The sequence below is a fragment of the Pedobacter kyungheensis genome, from assembly GCF_000812965.1.
Classification (GTDB): domain Bacteria; phylum Bacteroidota; class Bacteroidia; order Sphingobacteriales; family Sphingobacteriaceae; genus Pedobacter; species Pedobacter kyungheensis.
In genome coordinates, this window is the sequence record NZ_JSYN01000010.1 from 116,628 (window position 1) to 137,184 (window position 20,557).

Annotated in this window: 16 protein-coding genes; 3 read left to right on the forward strand and 13 right to left on the reverse strand. The window is 39.9% G+C overall.

Annotation, left to right across the window (positions count from 1 at the left end):
* Positions 1–4: 4 nt before the first annotated feature.
* From OC25_RS28455 to OC25_RS10210, 4 genes are all read right to left on the reverse strand, one after another.
* Positions 5–2,485: a hypothetical protein gene (locus OC25_RS28455; protein ID WP_052266110.1), complete on the reverse strand. Its 2,481-nt coding sequence runs from the start codon at positions 2,483–2,485 to the stop codon at positions 5–7.
* Between the two features lie 279 nt (positions 2,486–2,764).
* The gene (gene dgt / locus OC25_RS10200) at positions 2,765–4,108 is read right to left on the reverse strand and encodes a dGTP triphosphohydrolase (protein WP_039475247.1); all 1,344 of its coding nucleotides are present in this window, start codon (positions 4,106–4,108) and stop codon (positions 2,765–2,767) included.
* Between the two features lie 97 nt (positions 4,109–4,205).
* Entirely contained in the window at positions 4,206–4,976 is a 771-nt protein-coding gene (locus tag OC25_RS10205; RefSeq protein ID WP_039475249.1) for an SDR family NAD(P)-dependent oxidoreductase, read from the reverse strand.
* Between the two features lie 17 nt (positions 4,977–4,993).
* Positions 4,994–7,603: an MGH1-like glycoside hydrolase domain-containing protein gene (locus OC25_RS10210; protein WP_039475252.1), complete on the reverse strand. Its 2,610-nt coding sequence runs from the start codon at positions 7,601–7,603 to the stop codon at positions 4,994–4,996.
* 152 nt (positions 7,604–7,755) lie between these two features.
* Here OC25_RS10210 and OC25_RS10215 point away from each other — a divergent pair, with 152 nt between their 5' ends.
* Together OC25_RS10215 and OC25_RS10220 are read left to right on the forward strand one after the other, a co-directional pair.
* On the forward strand, positions 7,756–8,136 hold the full coding sequence (locus OC25_RS10215; protein WP_156131444.1) for a hypothetical protein: 381 nt from the start codon (positions 7,756–7,758) through the stop codon (positions 8,134–8,136).
* A gap of 11 nt (positions 8,137–8,147) precedes the next feature.
* Positions 8,148–8,342 carry a hypothetical protein gene (locus OC25_RS10220; RefSeq protein ID WP_039475258.1) on the forward strand — a complete coding sequence of 65 codons (195 nt, stop codon included), beginning with the start codon at positions 8,148–8,150 and terminating at the stop codon, positions 8,340–8,342.
* Between the two features lie 315 nt (positions 8,343–8,657).
* Here the strand turns inward: OC25_RS10220 and OC25_RS10225 are convergent, their stop codons facing one another.
* From OC25_RS10225 to rpsL, 5 genes are all read right to left on the reverse strand, one after another.
* A complete protein-coding gene (locus tag OC25_RS10225; protein ID WP_156131445.1) occupies positions 8,658–8,903 on the reverse strand; it encodes a hypothetical protein in 246 nt (81 codons plus the stop codon).
* A gap of 97 nt (positions 8,904–9,000) precedes the next feature.
* Positions 9,001–9,306 carry a 30S ribosomal protein S10 gene (rpsJ, locus tag OC25_RS10230; RefSeq protein ID WP_008244591.1) on the reverse strand — a complete coding sequence of 102 codons (306 nt, stop codon included), beginning with the start codon at positions 9,304–9,306 and terminating at the stop codon, positions 9,001–9,003.
* Positions 9,307–9,447: 141 nt separating this feature from the next.
* Complete coding sequence (gene fusA / locus OC25_RS10235) at positions 9,448–11,562, reverse strand: elongation factor G (protein ID WP_039475266.1); 2,115 nt, start codon at positions 11,560–11,562, stop codon at positions 9,448–9,450.
* 129 nt (positions 11,563–11,691) lie between these two features.
* The gene (gene rpsG, locus OC25_RS10240; RefSeq protein WP_025145241.1) at positions 11,692–12,159 is read right to left on the reverse strand and encodes a 30S ribosomal protein S7; all 468 of its coding nucleotides are present in this window, start codon (positions 12,157–12,159) and stop codon (positions 11,692–11,694) included.
* Between the two features lie 17 nt (positions 12,160–12,176).
* Positions 12,177–12,590: a 30S ribosomal protein S12 gene (gene rpsL, locus OC25_RS10245; RefSeq protein WP_008244597.1), complete on the reverse strand. Its 414-nt coding sequence runs from the start codon at positions 12,588–12,590 to the stop codon at positions 12,177–12,179.
* A gap of 337 nt (positions 12,591–12,927) precedes the next feature.
* Between rpsL and OC25_RS10250 the strand changes: the two genes are divergently transcribed.
* Positions 12,928–13,866, forward strand: a complete 939-nt coding sequence (locus OC25_RS10250; protein WP_039475270.1) for a DUF6438 domain-containing protein — start codon at positions 12,928–12,930, stop codon at positions 13,864–13,866.
* On the opposite strand, the gene OC25_RS10255 is transcribed toward OC25_RS10250, so the two are convergent.
* From OC25_RS10255 to OC25_RS10270, 4 genes are all read right to left on the reverse strand, one after another.
* Entirely contained in the window at positions 13,850–14,305 is a 456-nt protein-coding gene (locus OC25_RS10255; RefSeq protein ID WP_039475274.1) for a hypothetical protein, read from the reverse strand. The two genes, OC25_RS10250 and OC25_RS10255, sit on opposite strands and share 17 nt — an antisense overlap.
* Positions 14,306–14,343: 38 nt before the next feature.
* Positions 14,344–15,744 carry an aryl-sulfate sulfotransferase gene (locus OC25_RS10260; RefSeq protein WP_039475477.1) on the reverse strand — a complete coding sequence of 467 codons (1,401 nt, stop codon included), beginning with the start codon at positions 15,742–15,744 and terminating at the stop codon, positions 14,344–14,346.
* A 101-nt stretch (positions 15,745–15,845) separates the two neighbouring features.
* Entirely contained in the window at positions 15,846–17,363 is a 1,518-nt protein-coding gene (locus tag OC25_RS10265; protein WP_039475276.1) for a RagB/SusD family nutrient uptake outer membrane protein, read from the reverse strand.
* Between the two features lie 36 nt (positions 17,364–17,399).
* The gene (locus OC25_RS10270; RefSeq protein WP_167335384.1) at positions 17,400–20,393 is read right to left on the reverse strand and encodes a SusC/RagA family TonB-linked outer membrane protein; all 2,994 of its coding nucleotides are present in this window, start codon (positions 20,391–20,393) and stop codon (positions 17,400–17,402) included.
* Between the last annotated feature and the right edge of the window lie 164 nt (positions 20,394–20,557).

A 20,557-nucleotide genomic window follows, 5' to 3' on the forward strand; every position in this document is an offset into this window, starting at 1 on the left:
GTGCTTAATTTAAAGAGATCCACGATGAGCCATCGCTTTGGATGGTTAATGTTTTGTTACCGGTAATCGTAGTAAGCGTGGTATCATCATTCATCGTAATGGCATTGTTTAAAGTAACATTGCCCGTTGATAATGCTTTTACAATCACATAAATCCTGCCTTTGCAGGTAACCGGTCCGGGTAGATTTAAAGTAACGGCCAAACCTGTATTTTTTAGTCTAACAGTATAATGACTGGCATCTAGTGTTAAAGTTCCACCGGTGGTATAAGTTAAGATACTTGCCGAAACTGAACCATTTACATTGAGCGTGCTTGCATTTGCCGGCGCATAAGTAGTTGATGTAGCTGCATTACTGCCGTTAAGCGTTAAAGTACCGCCATCGGTAGTCATACTGCCTGCAATTAGCGGATAGGTGGTATTGGTATTGGCAACAACTAAAGTATTGTTCACACCGGTACTTGTACTGCCTGCATTGCTGCCAATAAAAATATTGCCAGAACCATTGTTTTTTGATCCGGCTGCATAGCCTAAAGCAGTATTGTTATCGCCGTTACTGGCTTCTAATGTTAAACTTCCTATTGCCGTATTGTTTATACCCGTTCCATTCGCCATTAAAGTATGGGTACCAAATGCACTGTTATTAGAACCTACCGTACTAACACTTAAAGCCTGCGAACCAAAGCCACTGTTGTTAATACCACTGAAACTCCTTTGCAGTACCATGTGACCAAAAGCACTGTTTTCGTAGCCTGATATGTTTACCGAAAGTGCTTCTTTACCAAATGCACTGTTGTAAAAACCCGAAACATTGCTGGCAATGGTTTTATAACCGTAAGAAACATTGGTTTCGCCCGAATTACCTAAACGACCAGATTTTTGCCCGTTTACTAAAAAATTGATGGCGACATCATCAGTATTGCCTAAAAAATTATTGGTTTGATCGACATTACCCGTATTTCCTTTTAATGCCCAGGCGTTGGCATTAGCAAATAAGGTGCGACTAATAAGCTCGGGTTTACCGGTAATGGTATTGGTAATATATACTTTATTGGCATCGGCTACACCCGCTGTAGTTAATTTTGCCAATGTTACCGAGGCATCAGCAAGTTTAGGCGTGGTTACCGCACCATCTGCCAGTTGCAGGGTATTTACAGCGGCATCGTCGATATTGATATTTTTAACTTCTTTATTCCCGATTTTGATTGAGGTAACTGCCCCATCGGCTAGTTTTGGCGTAGTAACCGAAGCATCTGCCAGTTGCAGGGTATTTACAGCGGCATCATCGATATTGATATTTTTAACTTCTTTATTCCCGATTTTGATTGAGGTAACGGCTGCATCGGCCAGTTTTGGCGTGGTAACCGAGCCGTCTGTCAGTTGTAAGGTATTTACAGCGGCATCGGCAATATTTACATTTTTAACTTCTTTATTCCCGATTTTGATTGAGGTAACGGCTGCATCAGCCAACTTAGGGGTAGTAATGGCTCCATCGGTTATTTTTACTGTGGTAACAGCCGCATCTGCAAGTTTAACAGTTGTTACGGCACCGGTATTGATATCAATAACCACATCTTTGAGCAGCGCAGTGGCACCATTGGCACTTATGGCTAAATCGGTAGAAGTTAAACCTTTTGCTCCTGCCAGTTGGGCAACATCTAAGGTAACTGGTTTCCAAACGGCGCCATCGAACAATAACACCTGATTGTTAACCGGTGTGCTGGCACTTAAGGTTTTTCCCTGGATGTTGGCAAGGGTTGGATTTGGATAATTACCGGTTAAATCGCCACCTGCAACTCCGGTTGATGGTCCAACTGGCCCGGTGGCACCTGTATCACCTTTATCGCCCTTATCTCCTTTTACACCTTGTGGACCCTGAACTCCGGCAGGGCCTGTAGCTCCTGTATCTCCTTTTACACCGGCTGGTCCTTGAGCACCAACCGCGCCCGTTAAACCAATAGGCCCCTGGGCGCCTGTTGCTCCGGCAACACCTGCAGGTCCTTGCGGTCCGGCAACGCCAGCTACACCTTGTGCACCAGCAGGGCCTATAGCTCCTGTATCGCCTTTTGGTCCGACCGGGCCATTAGTTGCATATAGCGCGTAAGGAACGCTCAATAGCTGCGCAGTTCCGGCCAAACTGAAATTGGTTCCATTATCGGGATCGATTTCGACTTTAACAAATTTTAATCCACTGGCCCAGGTTACGCCAGCAATAGTTCCACTCACCGAAGTTGCACCACTTGAGCCTATAGCGATTGCATAAAGGCCATAGGCATTGGTTACTACATTTCTGACCTCGCTATACTGAGCTGTTCCGGTTGAAGATCCATCCAGAATACTGATACGCAAAGAAATGTTCTTGTTGACCATTGGTGTGCCGTTGGCATTCCTGGCTGCTCCCTGATAGTTAAATTGTTGTGGTGCCTGTGCCTTAACAGTCAATGCCAGGGCAAAGCTCAGCAGTGTGATGAGTAGAAATTTTTTCATGAACCGGGACGAGATCTAAGTTGACAGGCCTAAAAAATTATGGCCTTACGTTCAAATCTACAAATTAGTATATCCGGCGGGGGCTACTTTACACAAAAGACGATCTGCAAATACAAGACAACTCGTAAAATACTGACAATCAACAAAATAAACAATATCTTATTTTGTAATTTTACACCAACACCCTATTTTCGCAATATTTATAGCCATAAAACAGAAGAAAAAATGCCCCTAATACAGGTTCAGGCTAAAATTATATATCCCTGAAATTACTGGTGATTAAGTTTCTGACGGAAAAGATATGCCTTTAATATTGCGGTACAAATCGACCGCGTACAAATCGGTCATGCCCGAAACGAAATCGAGCACACTTTGAATAATCGAATAAATATCAGTTAAATCGGTATGATATTGTTTAGGAATAAGCTTAACCAGTTTACGATAGTAATGTGTATTATTATGAATAAGCGCGGGCACAAACTCTTCTAACAAACCAGCCATAATTTTATAACCAGCTACTTCTTTTTGTATTACTGATGAGAAATTATAAATGCGCTCTATCGAAACCTGCTCAATCGCTTTCCAGGCCGATAAATAAGGTTCAGGAATCATATCAGTTAAACTCTGATTCAATTCACCTTTCAACAACCTTTCCTGCTCCTTAAAAAAGATACCGGCACATAAATTGGTCAATGTATTGATTGCTTTTGCCCTTAGCAAACCAATTTTGGCATCATCATCTTCATAATCATTTTTCAGGCGATCTTCGATCGTTGTTGAGTTTGAAAAAGGCAATAGATAATTTTTCACTTCCTCATACGAAAGGATTTTTAAGCGGTGTGCATCTTCCAGGTCGATAATGCTGTAACAAATATCATCGGCTGCTTCAACCAGGTAAACCAATGGGTGGCGTTTGTAGATAAGGTACTCATTATCTTCCTGTGCCAGCTGAAGTTCTGCAGCAATCTTTTTAAAACTCTCTTCTTCTGACTGAAAGAAACCATATTTTTTACGGTGCAACAAACCTTTTTGCTTACCGGCAATAGAGGCACAAGGATATTTGGCTATAGAGGCCAAAGTAGAATAGGTAAGCGCATAAGCATCATTCCCTTTTCCTTTAAGCGGGTGGGTAAGAATGCGGATGGCGTTGGCATTACCTTCAAAATTAATCAAATCGTGCCATTGCGCCTCGCTCATTTCATTCTGGTAAACCTTACCATCGCCATCGGTAAAATAGCGCGAAATTGCGGCTTCGCCAGAATGGCCAAATGCCGGGTTGCCCAAATCGTGAGCTAAAGCTGCCGCGGCCACAATATTGCCTACCTCATTAATTAACGGAACTTCTTTAATCAGGCTGGGATTATGCTCTTCAACGCTGTTGAGGAAAATATTGGCCATAGAGCGGGCCACACTGGCTACTTCTAAACTATGGGTTAAACGGTTGTGTACAAAAACACTTCCGGGCAATGGAAAAACCTGGGTTTTATTCTGCAATCTTCTAAAAGGCGATGAAAAAATCAGGCGGTCGTAGTCGCGCTGAAAATCTGAACGTGCCCGATCGGTGCTTGCACCATACTGTTCCTGTCCAAACCTTTTATTCGAAAGTAAATATTTCCACTCCATTGCTCAGTTTAATTTTGGGCGAAGTTAAGGATTAGCAGGATTTAATAAAACCCGACCAGAAAACTTTCTAAGCAGGTTTCCATTGTTGCCGGATCTTTTATTGCTCCTCGTAGTGATAAGTCAATCCGCCATCCACAAAATAAGTAGAACCCGTAACATATTTCGCATCATCAGAAGCCAGAAAAGCCACAATAGCTGCTACATCTTCGGGCGTACCCAGTTTTTTCATCGGAATATTCTCCAGTAACTTCCCTAATTTTTCCTCATCATTAAGCAACGATTTATTAATTGGTGTAGCAATGGCACCTGGCGCTACATTGTTTACCCTGATGTTGAAGGGAGCCAGCTCTGTAGCCAAATTACGGGTTAGCATTTTCAATGCCCCTTTACTGGCGCAATAAGCTGCAAAATGCGGAAAAACAATTTCCTCATGTACTGAGCTCATATTTACAACAACACCAGCTACCTTGCTGTCAATACAATGTTTAACAAAAGCCTGGGTACCAAAAAATACGCCTTTCAAATTGGTATCCATCACGAGATCGAAATCAGCTTCAGTAACCTCCCAAAAGTTGTGGTTCTTTTCAACCCCGGCATTGTTTACCAAAATATCGAGCCTGCCATAGGTTTGAATCGCCTGCGTAATCAGATGGTTTACACCTTTTACCTGACTAATATCTGCTTCTACAAAGACTGCCCGCCTGCCCATTTGCTCAATAGCAGCAATCAGCTTTTCGCCACGTTCATCCAGTTTTCTTCCGTTTAAAATAATATCGGCGCCCTCGCTTGCCAAACGCAAGGCGCATGCAGCGCCAATTCCCTGACTGCTACCGGTAACCAGTGCTATTTTGTCTTTAAATCTTTCCATTGTTTATCATTAACTGATTATAAAAGGGCTACTAAGGCTGTCCAACCGGTTTGGTGACTGGCTCCCAATCCTTTTCCATTATCGCCATTAAAATATTCATAAAACAAAATATAATCGCTAAAGTGTTCATCGTGATTAAACTTTGCACACGCACCAAAAACAGGTCTTTCTCCCTTTTCGTTTTTTAAAAAGATACTTTTTAATCTTTTTCCGAGCATATCAGCTATTTCAGCAAGCGAAAAATAGCTATTGGAGCCAGTTGGATATTCTACCCTAAAATCGTCGGTATAGTATTCATGAAAATGTTTCAGCGCATCAATCAGTAAATAATTAATGGGAAACCAAATGGGGCCCCGCCAATTGCTGTTGCCCCCAAACATTCCGGTATCGCTTTCGACCGGAATATATTTAACGGAATAATCACTACCGTTTAACCAATAACTATAAGGCTCAGCTTCATATTTCTTCGAAATAGAACGCACCCCAAAATCAGATAGAAACTCACTTGTATCAAGCATGCGCCGCAATAACATTTTCATGCGGTGGCCACGCAACAAGGAGAACAGATGTTTATCGTTACCACTTTTATCAGCCCAATGGCTTACCAGCTGAACCAAATCCGGCCGTTGCAGCATAAACGACTCTAGCCTGTTTTTAAGTTTGGGTAAATCTTTCCAATCCTGATCGCTAAAAACGATTACGGCGAACATTGGGATCAAGCCTACCAATGTCCTGATTCGCAACCTATCCCAACCTCCATCAGGCTTTCTTAATAAATCATAGTAAAAACCATCTTGCTCATCCCACAAACCAATATGATATTCGCCCATATTATCGATAGAGCCTGCAATAAACAGGAAGTGCTCGGAAAATTTAATGGCCATATCTTCGTAAACGGGATTATGCAGCGCCAGTTCGATACTTATCTGCAACATATTTAAAGCATACATGGCCATCCAGCTGGTACCATCGGCCTGCTCTAAAAAACCACCTCCGGGTACCGGCTCGCTCCGGTTAAATACGCCTATGTTATCCAACCCCAGAAAGCCACCTTCGAAAATATTATTGCCCTCGCTATCCTTTTGGTTTACCCACCAGGTAAAATTAAGCAGCAGCTTCTGGAAAACTTCTTCAAGAAATTTCAGATCACCAACGCCTTTGTTCTTTTTATCGGTAAGGTAAACCTTATAGGTGGCCATGGCATGTACCGGCGGATTAGTATCCGTAAAATCCCATTCGTAAGCTGGCAACTGCCCGTTGGGGTGGATGTAGTTATTGTTTACCAGTAACCGGAGTTGCTGTTTGGCAAAATCGGGATCGATAGGCGCCAGTGCAATACAATGAAAGGCGAGATCCCAGGCGGCAAACCAGGGATATTCCCATTTATCGGGCATGAGGATAATATCGGCTGCCATAAAATGACTCCAGTGAAAGTTGCGTCCGCAAGCTCGTTGTGCTGATGGCTTGGGTAAACCGACATCCCCCTTTAGCCAAACATTTACATCGTAGTTGTAATATTGCTTATTCCAAAGCAGACCCGCCCAGGCCTGGCGTTGCAACAGCTGCTCCTCAACGCTACTCTTGTCTTTATACTTACCTGCATAAAACTCATCTGCTTCGTTTTTCCGCGATTCAAAAATCCGTTCAAAATCTTCAAAAGGTTTTTCAATTGGCTTATCAGACAGCCTTAACTTAAAAGTAAGAATTTGCTTAGCAGGTACTTTCTCATGATAGTGCACTGCCACCTTAGTTCCACTTTTAGCGGGATTTACTTTATCTTTTTCTCCGTTAACAATGTAATTATGGATGCCATCTTTTACATAGGGTGAAGCATTGGCTGACTGATACAGGAGTTCATTATTGGTTTCGTTATTGGTGAATAAAAAATCAGGAGCGCCATCAACATAAGCATACATTTTTCCTTCCTTTTCGGAATGAAAAAGCAGTTGATTTTCGCCAAGATAATTGATAGTGGGTTTAACTTCACTTCCTTCCCAACTCCAATTGTTACGGTACCAGCATTGGGGTAACAGGTGAATTTCGGCATCTTCGTTACCGCGATTAATAACCGTATATTGAATTAAAATATCTTCTTCTTCATTTTTAGCGTAACTGATCAATATATCGAAGTATTTGTCCTGATCAAAAATGCCGGTATCCATCAATTCAAATTCTGCTTCGTTCCGGCTGCGTTTGGCATTTTCTTCCACAAGCCGGGCATAGGGAAAGGGTGATTGCGGATATTTATACAACATTTGCATATAGCTATGCGTTGGTGTATTATCCAGATAGTAATAAACTTCTTTTACATCTTCACCATGGTTGCCTTCGCCATTATTGAGCCCAAAAAGCCGCTCTTTTAAAATGGCATCTTTACCGTTCCAAAGGGCCAGCCCTAAACATAACAGTTGCTGATCATCGCTTATGGCAGCAAGCCCCTCTTCGCCCCATCTAAAAGCCTTACTCCGGGCCGTATCGTGTGTGGTATATGCCCAGGCATCACCATTATTGCTGTAATCTTCGCGTATGGTTCCCCATTGCCTTTCTGATACATATGAACCCCATTTAAGCCACTTTGCACCTTGCTGGTATTGTGTGTCGATTCTTTTTTGTTCGGCATTTGCCATAGCGATGTTTTAATTAGGTAAACAATTTACAGGAGTTAAATATCAAATATTTAGCGCATTTAAATATTAAATTTATGTCAGCAAAACACCAACAAAAATCAAACCTTTTACCTGATGAAGGGTTTTATATACACATATTTAATGTTAAGATTATGAAAACCAGCATCTATAATAAAGCAGAGCACCTGGAAGGTTATATTGGCAAGGAAGGTAATAGTGAAGAGAAATCGGAGGTACAGAAAGCTTACGAGGCCGGAAACGAGGGCAATGAGGTAACCAGCTTTGGCAGAGACACTATTGCCAAATACAACGCCGAAACCATGCACCTGGATAAAACAACACCTCGTGATGGTTTGGATAACACCGGCACGCAAGGTGCTGATTCTTTAAGCGACGATGCCTACAATAGTGCCGACAAGCACCCTACCCTAAAAAGTGCCGAAAGCCATACGGGCAGTTCGTCTGATGATTTTAAAACAAAAACGGGCATTAATGAAGCCGATGAGGATCATGCGCTCGACACGGGAATATAAAACATAAAGCCATGGGATTATTAAAATATGCCATTTTAGGCGCGGCAGCAATTTACGGGTTTAAATATGCTACCAGAAAAAGAAGTTCAGACGGCAAATCGATGGTAGATGATTTTAAGGTGAAAGCCACTCAATATCTCGACGATGTCAATGATTTTGGAGAAAGAATAAGACATGATTACAGACAAACCAGTGATCTATACTGACAAAATTTGAAATTTTAAAGACACAAAAAATTGATATAAATCAAGATATTTATCTGATAGTACTTGTAAATTCATCAGCTGTTTGTGAAATTTGCAAGGCTATAGGATTCGCGACTAAGATTAACTAAACGATCATTAACAACTAAAATTTAAGGGCATTTGCTACTTGATTAACGCATTCAGTTGTGGAATTCTACTTAATTTCCATCTACCGGAAAAGCATTAAAGATTTAAAAGGGATTATTCTTTATGGATATTCCCTTTTTAATTTAAGGCCACTTAATATTGCATCAATATCTGTTAATAAGGTCTTCATTATTTTACGCCTTTGCTCTGATTGCTTCTGCTACTGTTATCCACATCATCTTTATCAGAACCGTTGTTTACTCTATGCTGAGGTGGATTTTCCATCCTGCTTTTTTCGAGCTCAGAAAAATCACCACCTTTTTGATTAGCCACTTCACCATGCGATGGCTGTTTTTTATTTACCTCTTTATCCGGATTGGCAAAATCCTGCCCAATTACTGATGGTTCGTTCTCTGTTTTTACTTGCTTTTTCATATCAGTAGAACCAATGAAATATCGCTTTTGTTCTAAAAATACGGGCATAAAAAAAGTCCTGGCTTACACCAGGACTTTTCGTTTCTTTTAAAATCAATTAAACTTTAATTTCAACTTCAACACCGCTAGGTAATTCAAGTTTCATTAAAGCATCAACTGTTTTAGAGTTAGAGCTATAAATATCCAATAGACGTTTGTAAGCGCATAATTGGAATTGCTCTCTAGCTTTTTTGTTTACGTGTGGAGAACGCAATACAGTAAAGATTTTTTTCTCTGTAGGAAGTGGAATCGGACCACTTACAACTGCACCCGTAGGCTTAACAGTTTTTACGATTTTCTCAGCAGATTTATCTACTAAGTTGTAATCGTAAGATTTTAATTTAATTCTGATTCTTTGGCTCATCTTGTTTTTAATTATGGTTTCCTGTTAGAGCTATTAACAACAGAAACCGGATTTATCTTTTGTAGATTCAAGTATTTCAGTATCAAGTATCAAGATAATGATCCGTCTTGATACTTGATACTTTAATCTAGATACTAGAAATTAGTCTTCAGATTTGATTCTTCCTTTAGATTTAGCAACAACTTCGTCCTGAACGTTTTTAGGCGCTGGCTCGTAGTGGTCAAATTCCATTGTAGAAGTTGCACGACCTGAAGTGATGGTACGTAACTGAGTTACATAACCGAACATTTCTGAAAGTGGTACCAATGCTTTGATTACCTGTGCACCGTTACGGGTATCCATACCTTGTAACTGGCCACGACGACGGTTCATATCACCGATTACATCACCCATGTTTTCTTCAGGGGTTAAGATCTCGATTTTCATGATTGGTTCCATCAATGAAGGTCTACATTTAGGTAAAGCCTCACGGTATGCCATACGGGCAGCAAGCTCGAATGATAAAGCATCTGAATCGACTGCGTGGAATGAACCATCAATCAAACGTACTTTCATATCAGGAAGCGGATAACCAGCCAATACACCATTTGCCATTGCAGAAGCAAAACCTTTCTCAACTGAAGGGATAAATTCACGAGGAATAGCACCACCAACAATTTCGTTTACGAATTGCAAACCACCTTTTTCAAAGTCAGCATCAATTGGAGAGATAACCACTTTAATATCGGCAAATTTACCACGACCACCTGATTGTTTTTTGTAAACTTCGCGGTGTTCTGCAGTACCGAAGATTGCCTCTTTGTATGCTACTTGTGGCGCACCCTGGTTAACCTCTACTTTAAACTCACGTTTTAAACGGTCAATTAAGATATCTAAGTGAAGCTCACCCATACCAGAAATTACAGTCTGACCAGTTTCCTGATCTGTTTGTACTCTGAATGTAGGATCTTCTTCAGCTAATTTAGATAAGCCCATACCTAATTTATCAACGTCAGCCTGAGTTTTAGGCTCAATAGCTAAACCGATAACCGGATCAGGGAATACCATCGACTCAAGAACGATTGGGTGTTTCTCATCACAAAGGGTATCACCAGTTTTGATATCTTTAAATCCAACTACAGCAGCAATATCACCAGCAGCCACATTAGGCACAGGGTTTTGCTTGTTTGCGTGCATTTGGAAGATACGTGAAATACGCTCTTTACTTTCTGAACGAGTATTGTAAATGTAAGAACCAGCTTCTAAGTTACCCGAGTAAACACGGATAAAGCATAAACGGCCTACAAATGGGTCAGTTGCAATTTTAAATGCTAAAGCTGCAAATGGCTCATCAATACTTGGTTTCAATAAAACTTCTTCGTTAGTATCAGGGTTAGTACCTACAACACCCTCTGAATCTAGAGGTGAAGGCAATAACTCCATTACGTAATCCAACATGGTTTGAACACCTTTGTTTTTGAAAGATGAACCACAAACCATAGGAACGATTTTAGCATCTAAAACAGCTGCACGTAAAGCGTCTAAAACTTCACGCTCAGTGATGGTTTCAGGAGCATCGAAGAATTTCTCCATTAGAGACTCATCATAATCAGCAACTGATTCTAATAATTTCTCTCTCCACTCAGCAACCTCATCTAACATATCCTCAGGAATTGGCACTTCAGTAAAGGTCATACCTTTATCGTGCTCGTTCCAAACGATACCACGGTTGTTGATCAAATCAACCACACCTTTAAACTGATCTTCAGCACCGATAGGTAATTGCAATGGAACTGCATTACTACCTAACATATCTTTAACCTGCTTAACAACTTTTAAGAAGTCAGCACCAGAACGGTCCATTTTGTTAACGAAACCGATACGGGCAACATTATAGTTGTTAGCTAAACGCCAGTTAGTTTCTGATTGAGGCTCAACACCATCAACAGCAGAAAACAAGAACACTAAACCATCTAATACACGTAACGAGCGGTTTACCTCTACGGTAAAATCCACGTGTCCCGGTGTATCGATAATGTTCATGTGATAGTTCTGGTTTCTGTATTTCCAGTTAACTGTAGTTGCAGCAGAAGTAATGGTAATACCACGCTCTTGCTCTTGTGCCATCCAGTCCATTGTTGCAGCACCTTCGTGCACTTCACCAATTTTATGACTTACACCAGCATAATAAAGGATACGCTCAGTTGTGGTAGTTTTACCAGCATCAATGTGAGCCGCGATTCCAATATTTCTTGTAAATTTTAAATCTCTTGCCATGTTATGTTTTTGATTTATCTGATTTTAAATGATTGCACCGATTATGTAGAAACAAATCGGTGCAAATTATCTAATCAGTATAATCTTCTAATTAAATCTGTGTAATCTTACTAGTCTGTTAATCCTAAATTAGAATCTGAAGTGAGAGAACGCTTTGTTAGCCTCAGCCATTTTGTGCGTATCTTCTTTCTTCTTAACAGCAGCACCTTCACCTTTAGCAGCAGCTACGATTTCACCAGCTAATTTCTCTTTCATGGTTTTTTCACCACGACGACGAGCGTATAAAATTAACCATTTCATACCTAAAGCTGTTTTACGCTCTGGTCTAACCTCAGTTGGAACCTGGAAGTTAGCACCACCAACACGACGAGATTTAACCTCTACAGCTGGCATAATGTTAGTTAATGCACGTTTGAATACCTCTAAACCGTTTTCACCTGCTTTTTTCTCAGCAATTTCAACAGCATCGTAAAAGATTGAGTAAGCGATAGATTTTTTTCCATCGTACATCATGTTGTTTACAAAACGAGTTACCTGAACATCATTGAATTTTGGATCAGGAAGAATAATTCTCTTTTTTGGTTTTGACTTTCTCATTTCTTATTTCCTCCCGATTATTTCTTTTTACCTTTTGTTGGCGCCGCAGCTACTTGTCCTGGTTTAGGACGTTTAGTACCATATTTAGAACGACGTTGGTTACGACCAGCTACACCTGATGTATCTAATGCACCACGGATGATGTGGTAACGTACACCTGGTAAATCTTTAACACGACCACCACGGATCAATACGATTGAGTGCTCCTGTAAGTTGTGACCTTCTCCAGGGATGTAAGCATTCACCTCTTTACCGTTCGTTAAACGAACACGGGCTACTTTACGCATTGCTGAGTTTGGTTTTTTAGGGGTAGTGGTGTACACACGTGTACATACACCTCTTCGCTGTGGACAGCTGTCCAACGCTGGAGACTTACTCTTGAACTCCAGTGCTACTCTACCTTTTCTAACTAATTGTTGAATGGTTGGCATTGTGCTTTTTTATGTTTTTTTATTAAAAAATTTACCGCTCCCCCGGCTTCTTTACAGATAGCCCATAAAACGGACTGCAAAAGTAGAACAATTCTTTTTAAAAATCAAGGGGTTAGCGTAAAAAGTTTGGAGGCCAGAGTTTTTAGTTTGGAGTTGAGGATTAAGAAGTTGCGGGCCGGTTCGCGGTTTTAAGTTTTCAATTATCAGTTTTCCCGATTAATTCACATCAGACAATCGTCATGGCGTGCAGAGATGAACGTTTTTTTACTTTGTAAAAGATATATGCAGTTTCTTTATAAACACATTGCTAAAATGTAAATTCGAAAAAACGATTAACATGAATAATTACGCTCGTATACCATTAATTATCCTTTTATTTTTTAGCACTCATGCATTTTCAAATAAAATCGATTCGCTTAAAACCGACCAGGATGTTGAACGATTTCTTAAGCAAATAAATAAAGACTTTGCCAAAGACACTAATTTCAGCATACAAACAACAGAACAGCTTGCCAAAAACCTGGATTGTGAAGGGATTTTCCAAAAATGGAGGATGAAAAACTGGGAAAAAGTTGATATAACCAATGATGGCCTTACAGATTTAGTATTTATTGGCTCTTGGAGTGGTTATTTTTCAGCTGCAGTAGTAGATAATGGCAGTAACAATTTTAAGTTTTACAGTTTTTCTAAAAATACTTTCGAAAATTGTGAATTTGTAAAACCGATACGAATTGCTTCAAGAAATCACCTTAAAATATTTCGTAAAACGAATGAACCGGATAAAGCAAATAACCAACCATTCCAATATAAAAGCTTATTGGTTTTTGATACGTTGACTTTTAAGTTTAATGATTTTATTGAATTTAACGCACATGAAGCTAAAAAAGATGAAATCGAAGCGATTGAAATTAACACCAGTTATTGCTTTGGAACATGCCCGTCTTTTAATTTAAAGCTTGTTAAAAGCGGAATGGCTTATTATGAGGGCATTGGCTACACCAAACAAACGGGCAAATCAACAAAAAAATTATCTCCCGATACTTTTAATGAGCTAGCCGCCTTAGCCAATTATATCAATATTAAAAGTTTAAAAAATGACTACGCAGTAAACTGGACCGACGATCAGACAGCTACATTAAAAATTACCTTTAAAGACAAATCAACAAAAGTCATTAAGGATTATGGTATGCAGGGAACTTTCGGCTTAAGCGCCATCTACTCCAAAATGATGACACTTGGTACTAACTGGCCAACATTACTCAATTACAATCCTTAAAACCATCTTTCAACACCCTTAACCTGGCTACCGCAGCCTCGAGTTCTTTAGGTGCTTTACCATACTCGTAGGTAATTTTATATTGTTTACCATCGGCATTAATCGCAATCCACTCGGCACCACCATCTGCACAATCTGGGCAGCCAATGGTTTCGGGCAGGGCAGCAATTTTTTCCATGTTCAGCTCGTTTTTTATGGCGTTCACATCTGCTTCAGAAATGGTTTTGCTACAGGTTTTGGTATCGGAAGCCTGGCCGTTTTTTGACTTGGAAAAGGTAAGTTTCAAATCGCTGATGAGCAGATTATTGGAACAATAACCCACACACATCCCAAATGAGGTACCGTAGCTGATGCTGTTCAGGTTATTGATGCGGTCTTTTTTACATCCTGAAAAGGATAAAATGGTACTGAAAGTGATTAAAAGTAAAGTTCTTTTCATAGGCTTAAATCAATTGGTTATTTATTTTGTTATTGGTATCAGGGTTTTAAAACGGGGCTTAGCTGTTCCGAATTTACAAAAATTGCCCTGTAAGCAGGAACTGATGCTTCTAAAGTCCATAATAATACACCTTTTCTATTGGTTAATACCATTATGTGCCTTTTTGAACTGCAGCAGAGTATATTTTCAGGGGTAATCATATAAGCGCTCCCCATCCGGTCGTTATAAATCTGAGGGGGTAATTTAATGTGCATATCCAATGCTGCGCTTTTGGCCGGCTGGTTTAATTTAAAGGTATACACACCCGATTGGTGTTTATCTATCCCATTATCAAAAAACATTAAATTGCCTTCGGCATTAATGTGTACGGCATGTGCCTGAGAAAAACTGGCTTCGGCAGGCAGGGTTATATCCCCTCCTTTGCCAAACTTCCAGATTACCTTACCCGTTTTCGAATCGATTTTCCAGATCTGCCCATTGTTATAGAAAGAAATGATATAATTGCCATCCGTATCGTAATTTAAGCTGTTGGCATGCATCCAGTCTTTTTTGGTTTTGAGCAACGCTTTATCAGCAAATGGATCAAGGGCATCAAATACGCTCCATTTCCAGATTTGTTTTCCTTTTTGATCCATCACCATAATACCATCACCGTTTATGGTATCTTGTTTAGTTCCACCAATGTGGCTTAAATCGGTTATCTTCTGATCGACAAAAAGTGTTACGAGCTCACCTTTGGTATTTTTCAAAATTTCGTGGTGTATGGTTTGTTTAAAATCGCCTTGTCCTTTTTTCAGATGCAAAAGCGTATCACCATTGAGGTTAATTTCCAAAATCTGGCTGCCATAACTTGTGGGCTCGTCATTACTTCCCAGAATAGAGAGCAGGGTTTTATCTTTGGTAAAGTTGATTACCTTAAAACCCATGTTATCGATCATGTGATACCACCTTAATCTACCTTTATAATCGACCAGATAGGCCATCCCCGGCGAATACCTTTTATTGATGAGGATTAATCCATTTTTAAATTCCTTTGGAATCAACTTATCATCGGCACTTTTGGCTTTAAACTGGTCTTTTAACCACTCCGGTAGTTCGCGCGATTCGAATGTATAGGTTTTACTAGCTGTTTCGGTGCCTTTATCTACAGTAATTACCTGATAGGCATAACTGGTTTTGGGCAAAATATTGCACAATACCAACGTGTGTTTACTTTTCCCTTTCGACAGGGTTGTAACGAGTTTGGCAGAATCGGCAATTTTGTTGGGCCAGTATTTGATATAAACATCAGCATCCGAACCGGTATTTACATCAATCTGGATTTTCAATTCATTGTTGTTGTGGAGGCCAACTTTAATTTCTTTAATACTGGCTTTTTCCGAGCATCCTGAAAGGGCCAGCACCAATAAAAAAACCGCCGATTTTAAAATATACTTCATAAACTTCTGATCATTAAAGATATGTGGGATGTTGCTTATAAACAAAAAAGAATACATAGTAAAAACTATATATTCCTTTTTGTAATCATAAAAATATGAAATTATTGTCTGCCAGAGTTATTTAAATTCGGGTTAATATTTACCTGGTTTAAAGGGTACGGGAAATACTGATCGCGCGGCATAACTACCGTTGGGGTTTGGTTAATGCGTTTTAAATACCCGTTTACAATACTTTCGTATTTACCAAAGCGCATTAAATCTGCTCTTCTTTTACCTTCATAAAATAATTCCCAGCCACGTTCCTGCAAAAGCGCATCTTTTAAGGTGGTTTGGTTATAATTGGCTGCAACCAATAATTTAGCATGCGATCTGCCTTTTACCTGGTTAATCAGATCAATACACTCTGCCGTTGGGCCACTTAATTCGTTAATGGCTTCTGCCCGGCTTAACAATACATCGGCATAACGCAAAATGTTAACACTATGACCATCATAATAGGTATTGGCACCATTCGGATCTGCATATTTAGCAGTAGCTACATCCTGCATGTAAAATACACCAGCAGGTGGTGTAGCGCCAAGCGTTGGTGCTTGTTTGTACAACAATTTATCAACCCCTGTATATTCAGCAAAAAAGAGTTTTTTTCTGTCATCTGCGGCATCGAAACTGTTATAAAAATCCCAGGTTACTGCATAATATTGCCATCTGTCGGTTAAAACCGGGTGATTTGATGGGCCAAAATGGTTCAATAGTTCAGTTCCGTTTACATTGGCATCGCTTAATACTGAGAAAATATTTTCAGCACACCATTTGTTACTTTCGGCAAAAAGACCTGCATAGCTGGGATAAAGTGAATAAATGTTTAAATCCATCACCTGCTTGGTAACATCTACCACTTTTTGCCATTGATGCTGGCGCAAATATAATTTAGCTAATAAAGTAAGGGCTGCACCTTTTGTAGCTCTTCCGGCATCATTAGTTGAATATATTGGGTTGTTTGCATAACTAGCGGGTAAGGTATTGGCTGCTGCCTGCAAGTCGTTAATCAAAAACGCTTCTATTTGATCAAGTGGTGTTAGCGTTGCATTTTTGGTATAATCAGGATTTACTAAATCTTTTTCTGTAGCCAGAATTACAGGCCCCCAGGCATCTGTTAAATCCATGTAGGCAACTGCCCTTAAAAATTTAATTTCTGCCAGGAACTGATCTTTTTCTGCCTGCGAAAGGCTGGTCATGGGGCTGATATTGAAAATTGCATTATTTGCATTCGAAATCAGCTTGTAAATTTGTCTCCAATCTTCAGCAATTAAACCATTTGCCGAGTTCCATTGAACATTAGATAGTTGGCCAGGATCGCCGCCATAACTACAGTGCCCTACATCGGTAGTTAAATCTGTTAATGCAAAGTGCCTAACTGTCCAGTAATCAAAATTGTCGCCAACTGAAGGGCCTTTTAAGCGGGCATAAACTGCATTTACTGCAGCAATGGCATCCGATTTTGTTTTAAAGGCATTGGTACTGGTTAAACTGCTATATACTACAGGATCCAGATCCTTTTTACAAGAATACTGCAAAAGTACAATTGCAGCTATGGCCATAATAATCTTATATCTTTTCATCTCTTTATCTTTATTATTCCTAATGGATAGAAATTATTAATTGATGGTTAATTTTACACCTGCCGAAAATGTTCTGAAAGCCGGGAATGCGTTAAAATCTATCCCGCCGCCAAAGTTGCTACCTGAGTGCGAGTTTACTTCCGGATCGGTTCCGGTATAATTGGTAATGGTAAATAAATTCTGTCCTTCGGCATATACCCGCAAGCCTTTTATCACCTTAATGCGATCGAATATTTTAGCCGGTAAGCTATAACCAAGAGAAACAGATTTTAACCTTACATACGATGCATTTTCAACGAAACGTGAGTTAACGTAACTACCATAGGTACTTAAAAAGTATCCTTCACGTGGAATATCTGTATTTTCGTTAACGCCAGCCACAAACCTGTTCAAAGCATCGGCACCAGTGGTCGATTCCAATACCAATCTGTTCATGTTATATAAAGAATAGCCAAAAGCACCCTGGAAGAAAATATTCAGATCGAAACCTTTATAATGGAAATCGTTACCTAAACCCATACTGTAACGGGGGCTCGAATTACCTAAAAAGGTCATATCATCTGGTGTAATTTTTCCATCGCCATTGGTATCCTGGTATTTCGGATCGCCTGGCTTGGAATTTGGTTGTGGCGCATAAGTTTCTCCGGTTTTAATTACGCCTGTGTACACATATCCAAAAAGTTCGCCAAGTTCTCTGCCTGGCATTACTCTCGAAAATTCACGTCCGGATACGGTACCACTCGGATTTGCCGTATTTACGGAGATCTGATTGATTGGGCCTAACGATAATACTTTTTGTCTGTTTAGTGAAATATTGAAGTTAGAATTCCAGGTAAAGTTATCAGTTCGGATATTTACGGTATTGATCAACAATTCAACTCCCCTATTCTGGATCGAACCTGCGTTTACTAATTGAGAACTAAATCCCCAGTATTGTTCGATTGGAATATTGATTAATAAATCGGATGTCTTTTTTGCATACAAATCGATAGTGGCATTTAAACGTCCGTCAAAGAAACCCATATCCAAACCAATGTTAAATTGTTTGGTACTTTCCCATTTTAGATTTGGGTTTGCTAAGGTTTTAGGCTCTGTTCCAATTTGTAATGGATCGCCAGGGTTAAGTACGGTACTGTAATTGGTAAAAGTAGGTAAATACAAATAGTTCGTAATCCTGTCATTACCGGTAACACCATAACTGGCGCGCAATTTTAAGTTAGAAAAAGTGTTTAAGTTCTTGATAAATTCCTCGTCGGTAAATTTATAGGCAATGGCTCCTGATGGGAAAATACCATAACTGTTATTAGGTCCGAATTTCGATGAACCATCTCTTCTTAAGGTAAACGATGCCAGTAATTTTTCTTTATAACCGTAGTTTAACCTAGCATACATTGAGTTAAAGGTAGATTGCTCTTTAAAGCTATTGTAGCCATTACCCAAATTGGTTATGGTAACGTTAGTTCCGTTTGGTGTTGAACCCGCGCCAAGATTGTAGAATAAAAATTCGTCGGTTGGAAAACCTTTACTACCGGCAGCAATAAATTCGTTCACATCTTTTTGGTTCGAAACCCCTGCTAAGGCAGTAAAATCATGACTACCGAAATTAAATTTATAGGTTAAATAATTCTCTACCAGCCATCTAAATGTGGTTGAAGCTTTTTGAGCAGCAATTCCATTATTTACTGCACCAGCAGTTAATGTTCTTGGAATATACTGTCCTTCGTTAAGGTTGGTATACTCTGCACCTGCCCCTAAGTGATAGGTTAGTCCTTTAATAATCTGGTAATCCAAAGAAACATTGGCATTAGCCAGCTTATTGGTACTGGTATTGGTTGGCTCCAGCAAACTTGCCAGTGCATTATTTTTACCCTGATAACGGAAATAGCTTCCATCAGCATTATATACCGGGATATTAGGCAATGCGGTTAATAAACCAAACAATGGTGCGGTAATATCGGCAGAATAAGATTGCTGTAATACTTTAGCAGTAGAACCGTAAAAGTTTGCTCCTAATTTTAATCTTTCATTCAGGTTTTTCTCGGCACCTATTCTGGCAGTATATTTCTCCAATCCGGTTCCTTTTAAAACCCCTTTTTGGTTAAGGTAGTTACCCGATACATATAATTTTGAATTCTGATCGCCGCTGCTAATGCTTAAACTTCTGTTGTGTACCGAAGCGTTTTGCGTAGCTTCATCCATCCAGTTGGTATTTGCAATATTGAAAGATGGTGGGAATAATACTGGTTTTCCATCTTCAAGCGCTGTAGCATTCTGAATGGCAGTATACTGCTGGCCATTTAATAAAGCGGGTTTATAAGTTAAAAACTGGTTACCATTAGATAAATCCAAATCGATAGCTACCCTGCCGGCTTTCCCCTTTTTAGTGGTAATTAAAACAACACCATTTCCGCCCCTGGCACCATAAATAGCTGCAGACGAAGCGTCCTTTAAAATCTGGATATCCTCAATGTCATTCGGGTTAATGGTACTTCCGTTATCAGAGATAAAACCATCTACTACATACAACGGACTGTTGGTGGTATTGATAGAGTTACCTCCCCTTACGGTAATTTGCATGCCTGCGCCCGGTGCAAAACTGGTTTGCTGTACCTGCACCCCCGCTGCCTTACCCTGAATGGCCTGCCCGATATTGGATGTAGTACCACCTAAGTTCAGATTGTCGCTCTTAATAGAACTGATAGAGCCGGTTAAATCTGTTTTACGCTGGGTACCGTAACCTACAACCACAACTTCGTTTAGTTTATTTAAGTCTTCTTCGAGGTTTACATTCACCACGTTAGAAGCACCAACGGTAACCTTTTGTGTTTTATACCCTACTAAGGTGAAATTTAAAACACGTAACTTTCCTTTTAAGGTTAAGGTAAACTTACCGTTCGCATCAACCGAGGTGCCATTCTTCACATCGGTTTCGGTTACCGAGGCTCCGACCGCCGGCAAACCTTTTTCGTCTTTTACCGTACCCGTTACTACAGTTTGGGCACTAACAGCCACGGGAATGAGCAGAAACAAACAACAATAAATATTTTTTAAGAGTGCGTTAAAAAGATTGCGTCTTCTTATAGGAATCCTCTCCCTATAATGAGCTGTGGTTCTGTAAATTTTAGTCATGATGATTCGTTTGATAGTTGATAGCAGACAAAAAGCAACGACTCTTGCTTCTTGCTTATATAATA

Coding starts and splice junctions, on each gene's coding strand:
- OC25_RS28455 (WP_052266110.1), bottom strand. CDS start 2,485: ATGAAAAAATTTCTACTCATCACACTGCTGAGCTTTGCCCTGGCATTG.
- dgt (WP_039475247.1), bottom strand. CDS start 4,108: ATGGAGTGGAAATATTTACTTTCGAATAAAAGGTTTGGACAGGAACAG.
- OC25_RS10205 (WP_039475249.1), bottom strand. CDS start 4,976: ATGGAAAGATTTAAAGACAAAATAGCACTGGTTACCGGTAGCAGTCAG.
- OC25_RS10210 (WP_039475252.1), bottom strand. CDS start 7,603: ATGGCAAATGCCGAACAAAAAAGAATCGACACACAATACCAGCAAGGT.
- OC25_RS10215 (WP_156131444.1), top strand. CDS start 7,756: ATGAAAACCAGCATCTATAATAAAGCAGAGCACCTGGAAGGTTATATT.
- OC25_RS10220 (WP_039475258.1), top strand. CDS start 8,148: ATGGGATTATTAAAATATGCCATTTTAGGCGCGGCAGCAATTTACGGG.
- OC25_RS10225 (WP_156131445.1), bottom strand. CDS start 8,903: ATGAAAAAGCAAGTAAAAACAGAGAACGAACCATCAGTAATTGGGCAG.
- rpsJ (WP_008244591.1), bottom strand. CDS start 9,306: ATGAGCCAAAGAATCAGAATTAAATTAAAATCTTACGATTACAACTTA.
- fusA (WP_039475266.1), bottom strand. CDS start 11,562: ATGGCAAGAGATTTAAAATTTACAAGAAATATTGGAATCGCGGCTCAC.
- rpsG (WP_025145241.1), bottom strand. CDS start 12,159: ATGAGAAAGTCAAAACCAAAAAAGAGAATTATTCTTCCTGATCCAAAA.
- rpsL (WP_008244597.1), bottom strand. CDS start 12,590: ATGCCAACCATTCAACAATTAGTTAGAAAAGGTAGAGTAGCACTGGAG.
- OC25_RS10250 (WP_039475270.1), top strand. CDS start 12,928: ATGAATAATTACGCTCGTATACCATTAATTATCCTTTTATTTTTTAGC.
- OC25_RS10255 (WP_039475274.1), bottom strand. CDS start 14,305: ATGAAAAGAACTTTACTTTTAATCACTTTCAGTACCATTTTATCCTTT.
- OC25_RS10260 (WP_039475477.1), bottom strand. CDS start 15,744: ATGAAGTATATTTTAAAATCGGCGGTTTTTTTATTGGTGCTGGCCCTT.
- OC25_RS10265 (WP_039475276.1), bottom strand. CDS start 17,363: ATGAAAAGATATAAGATTATTATGGCCATAGCTGCAATTGTACTTTTG.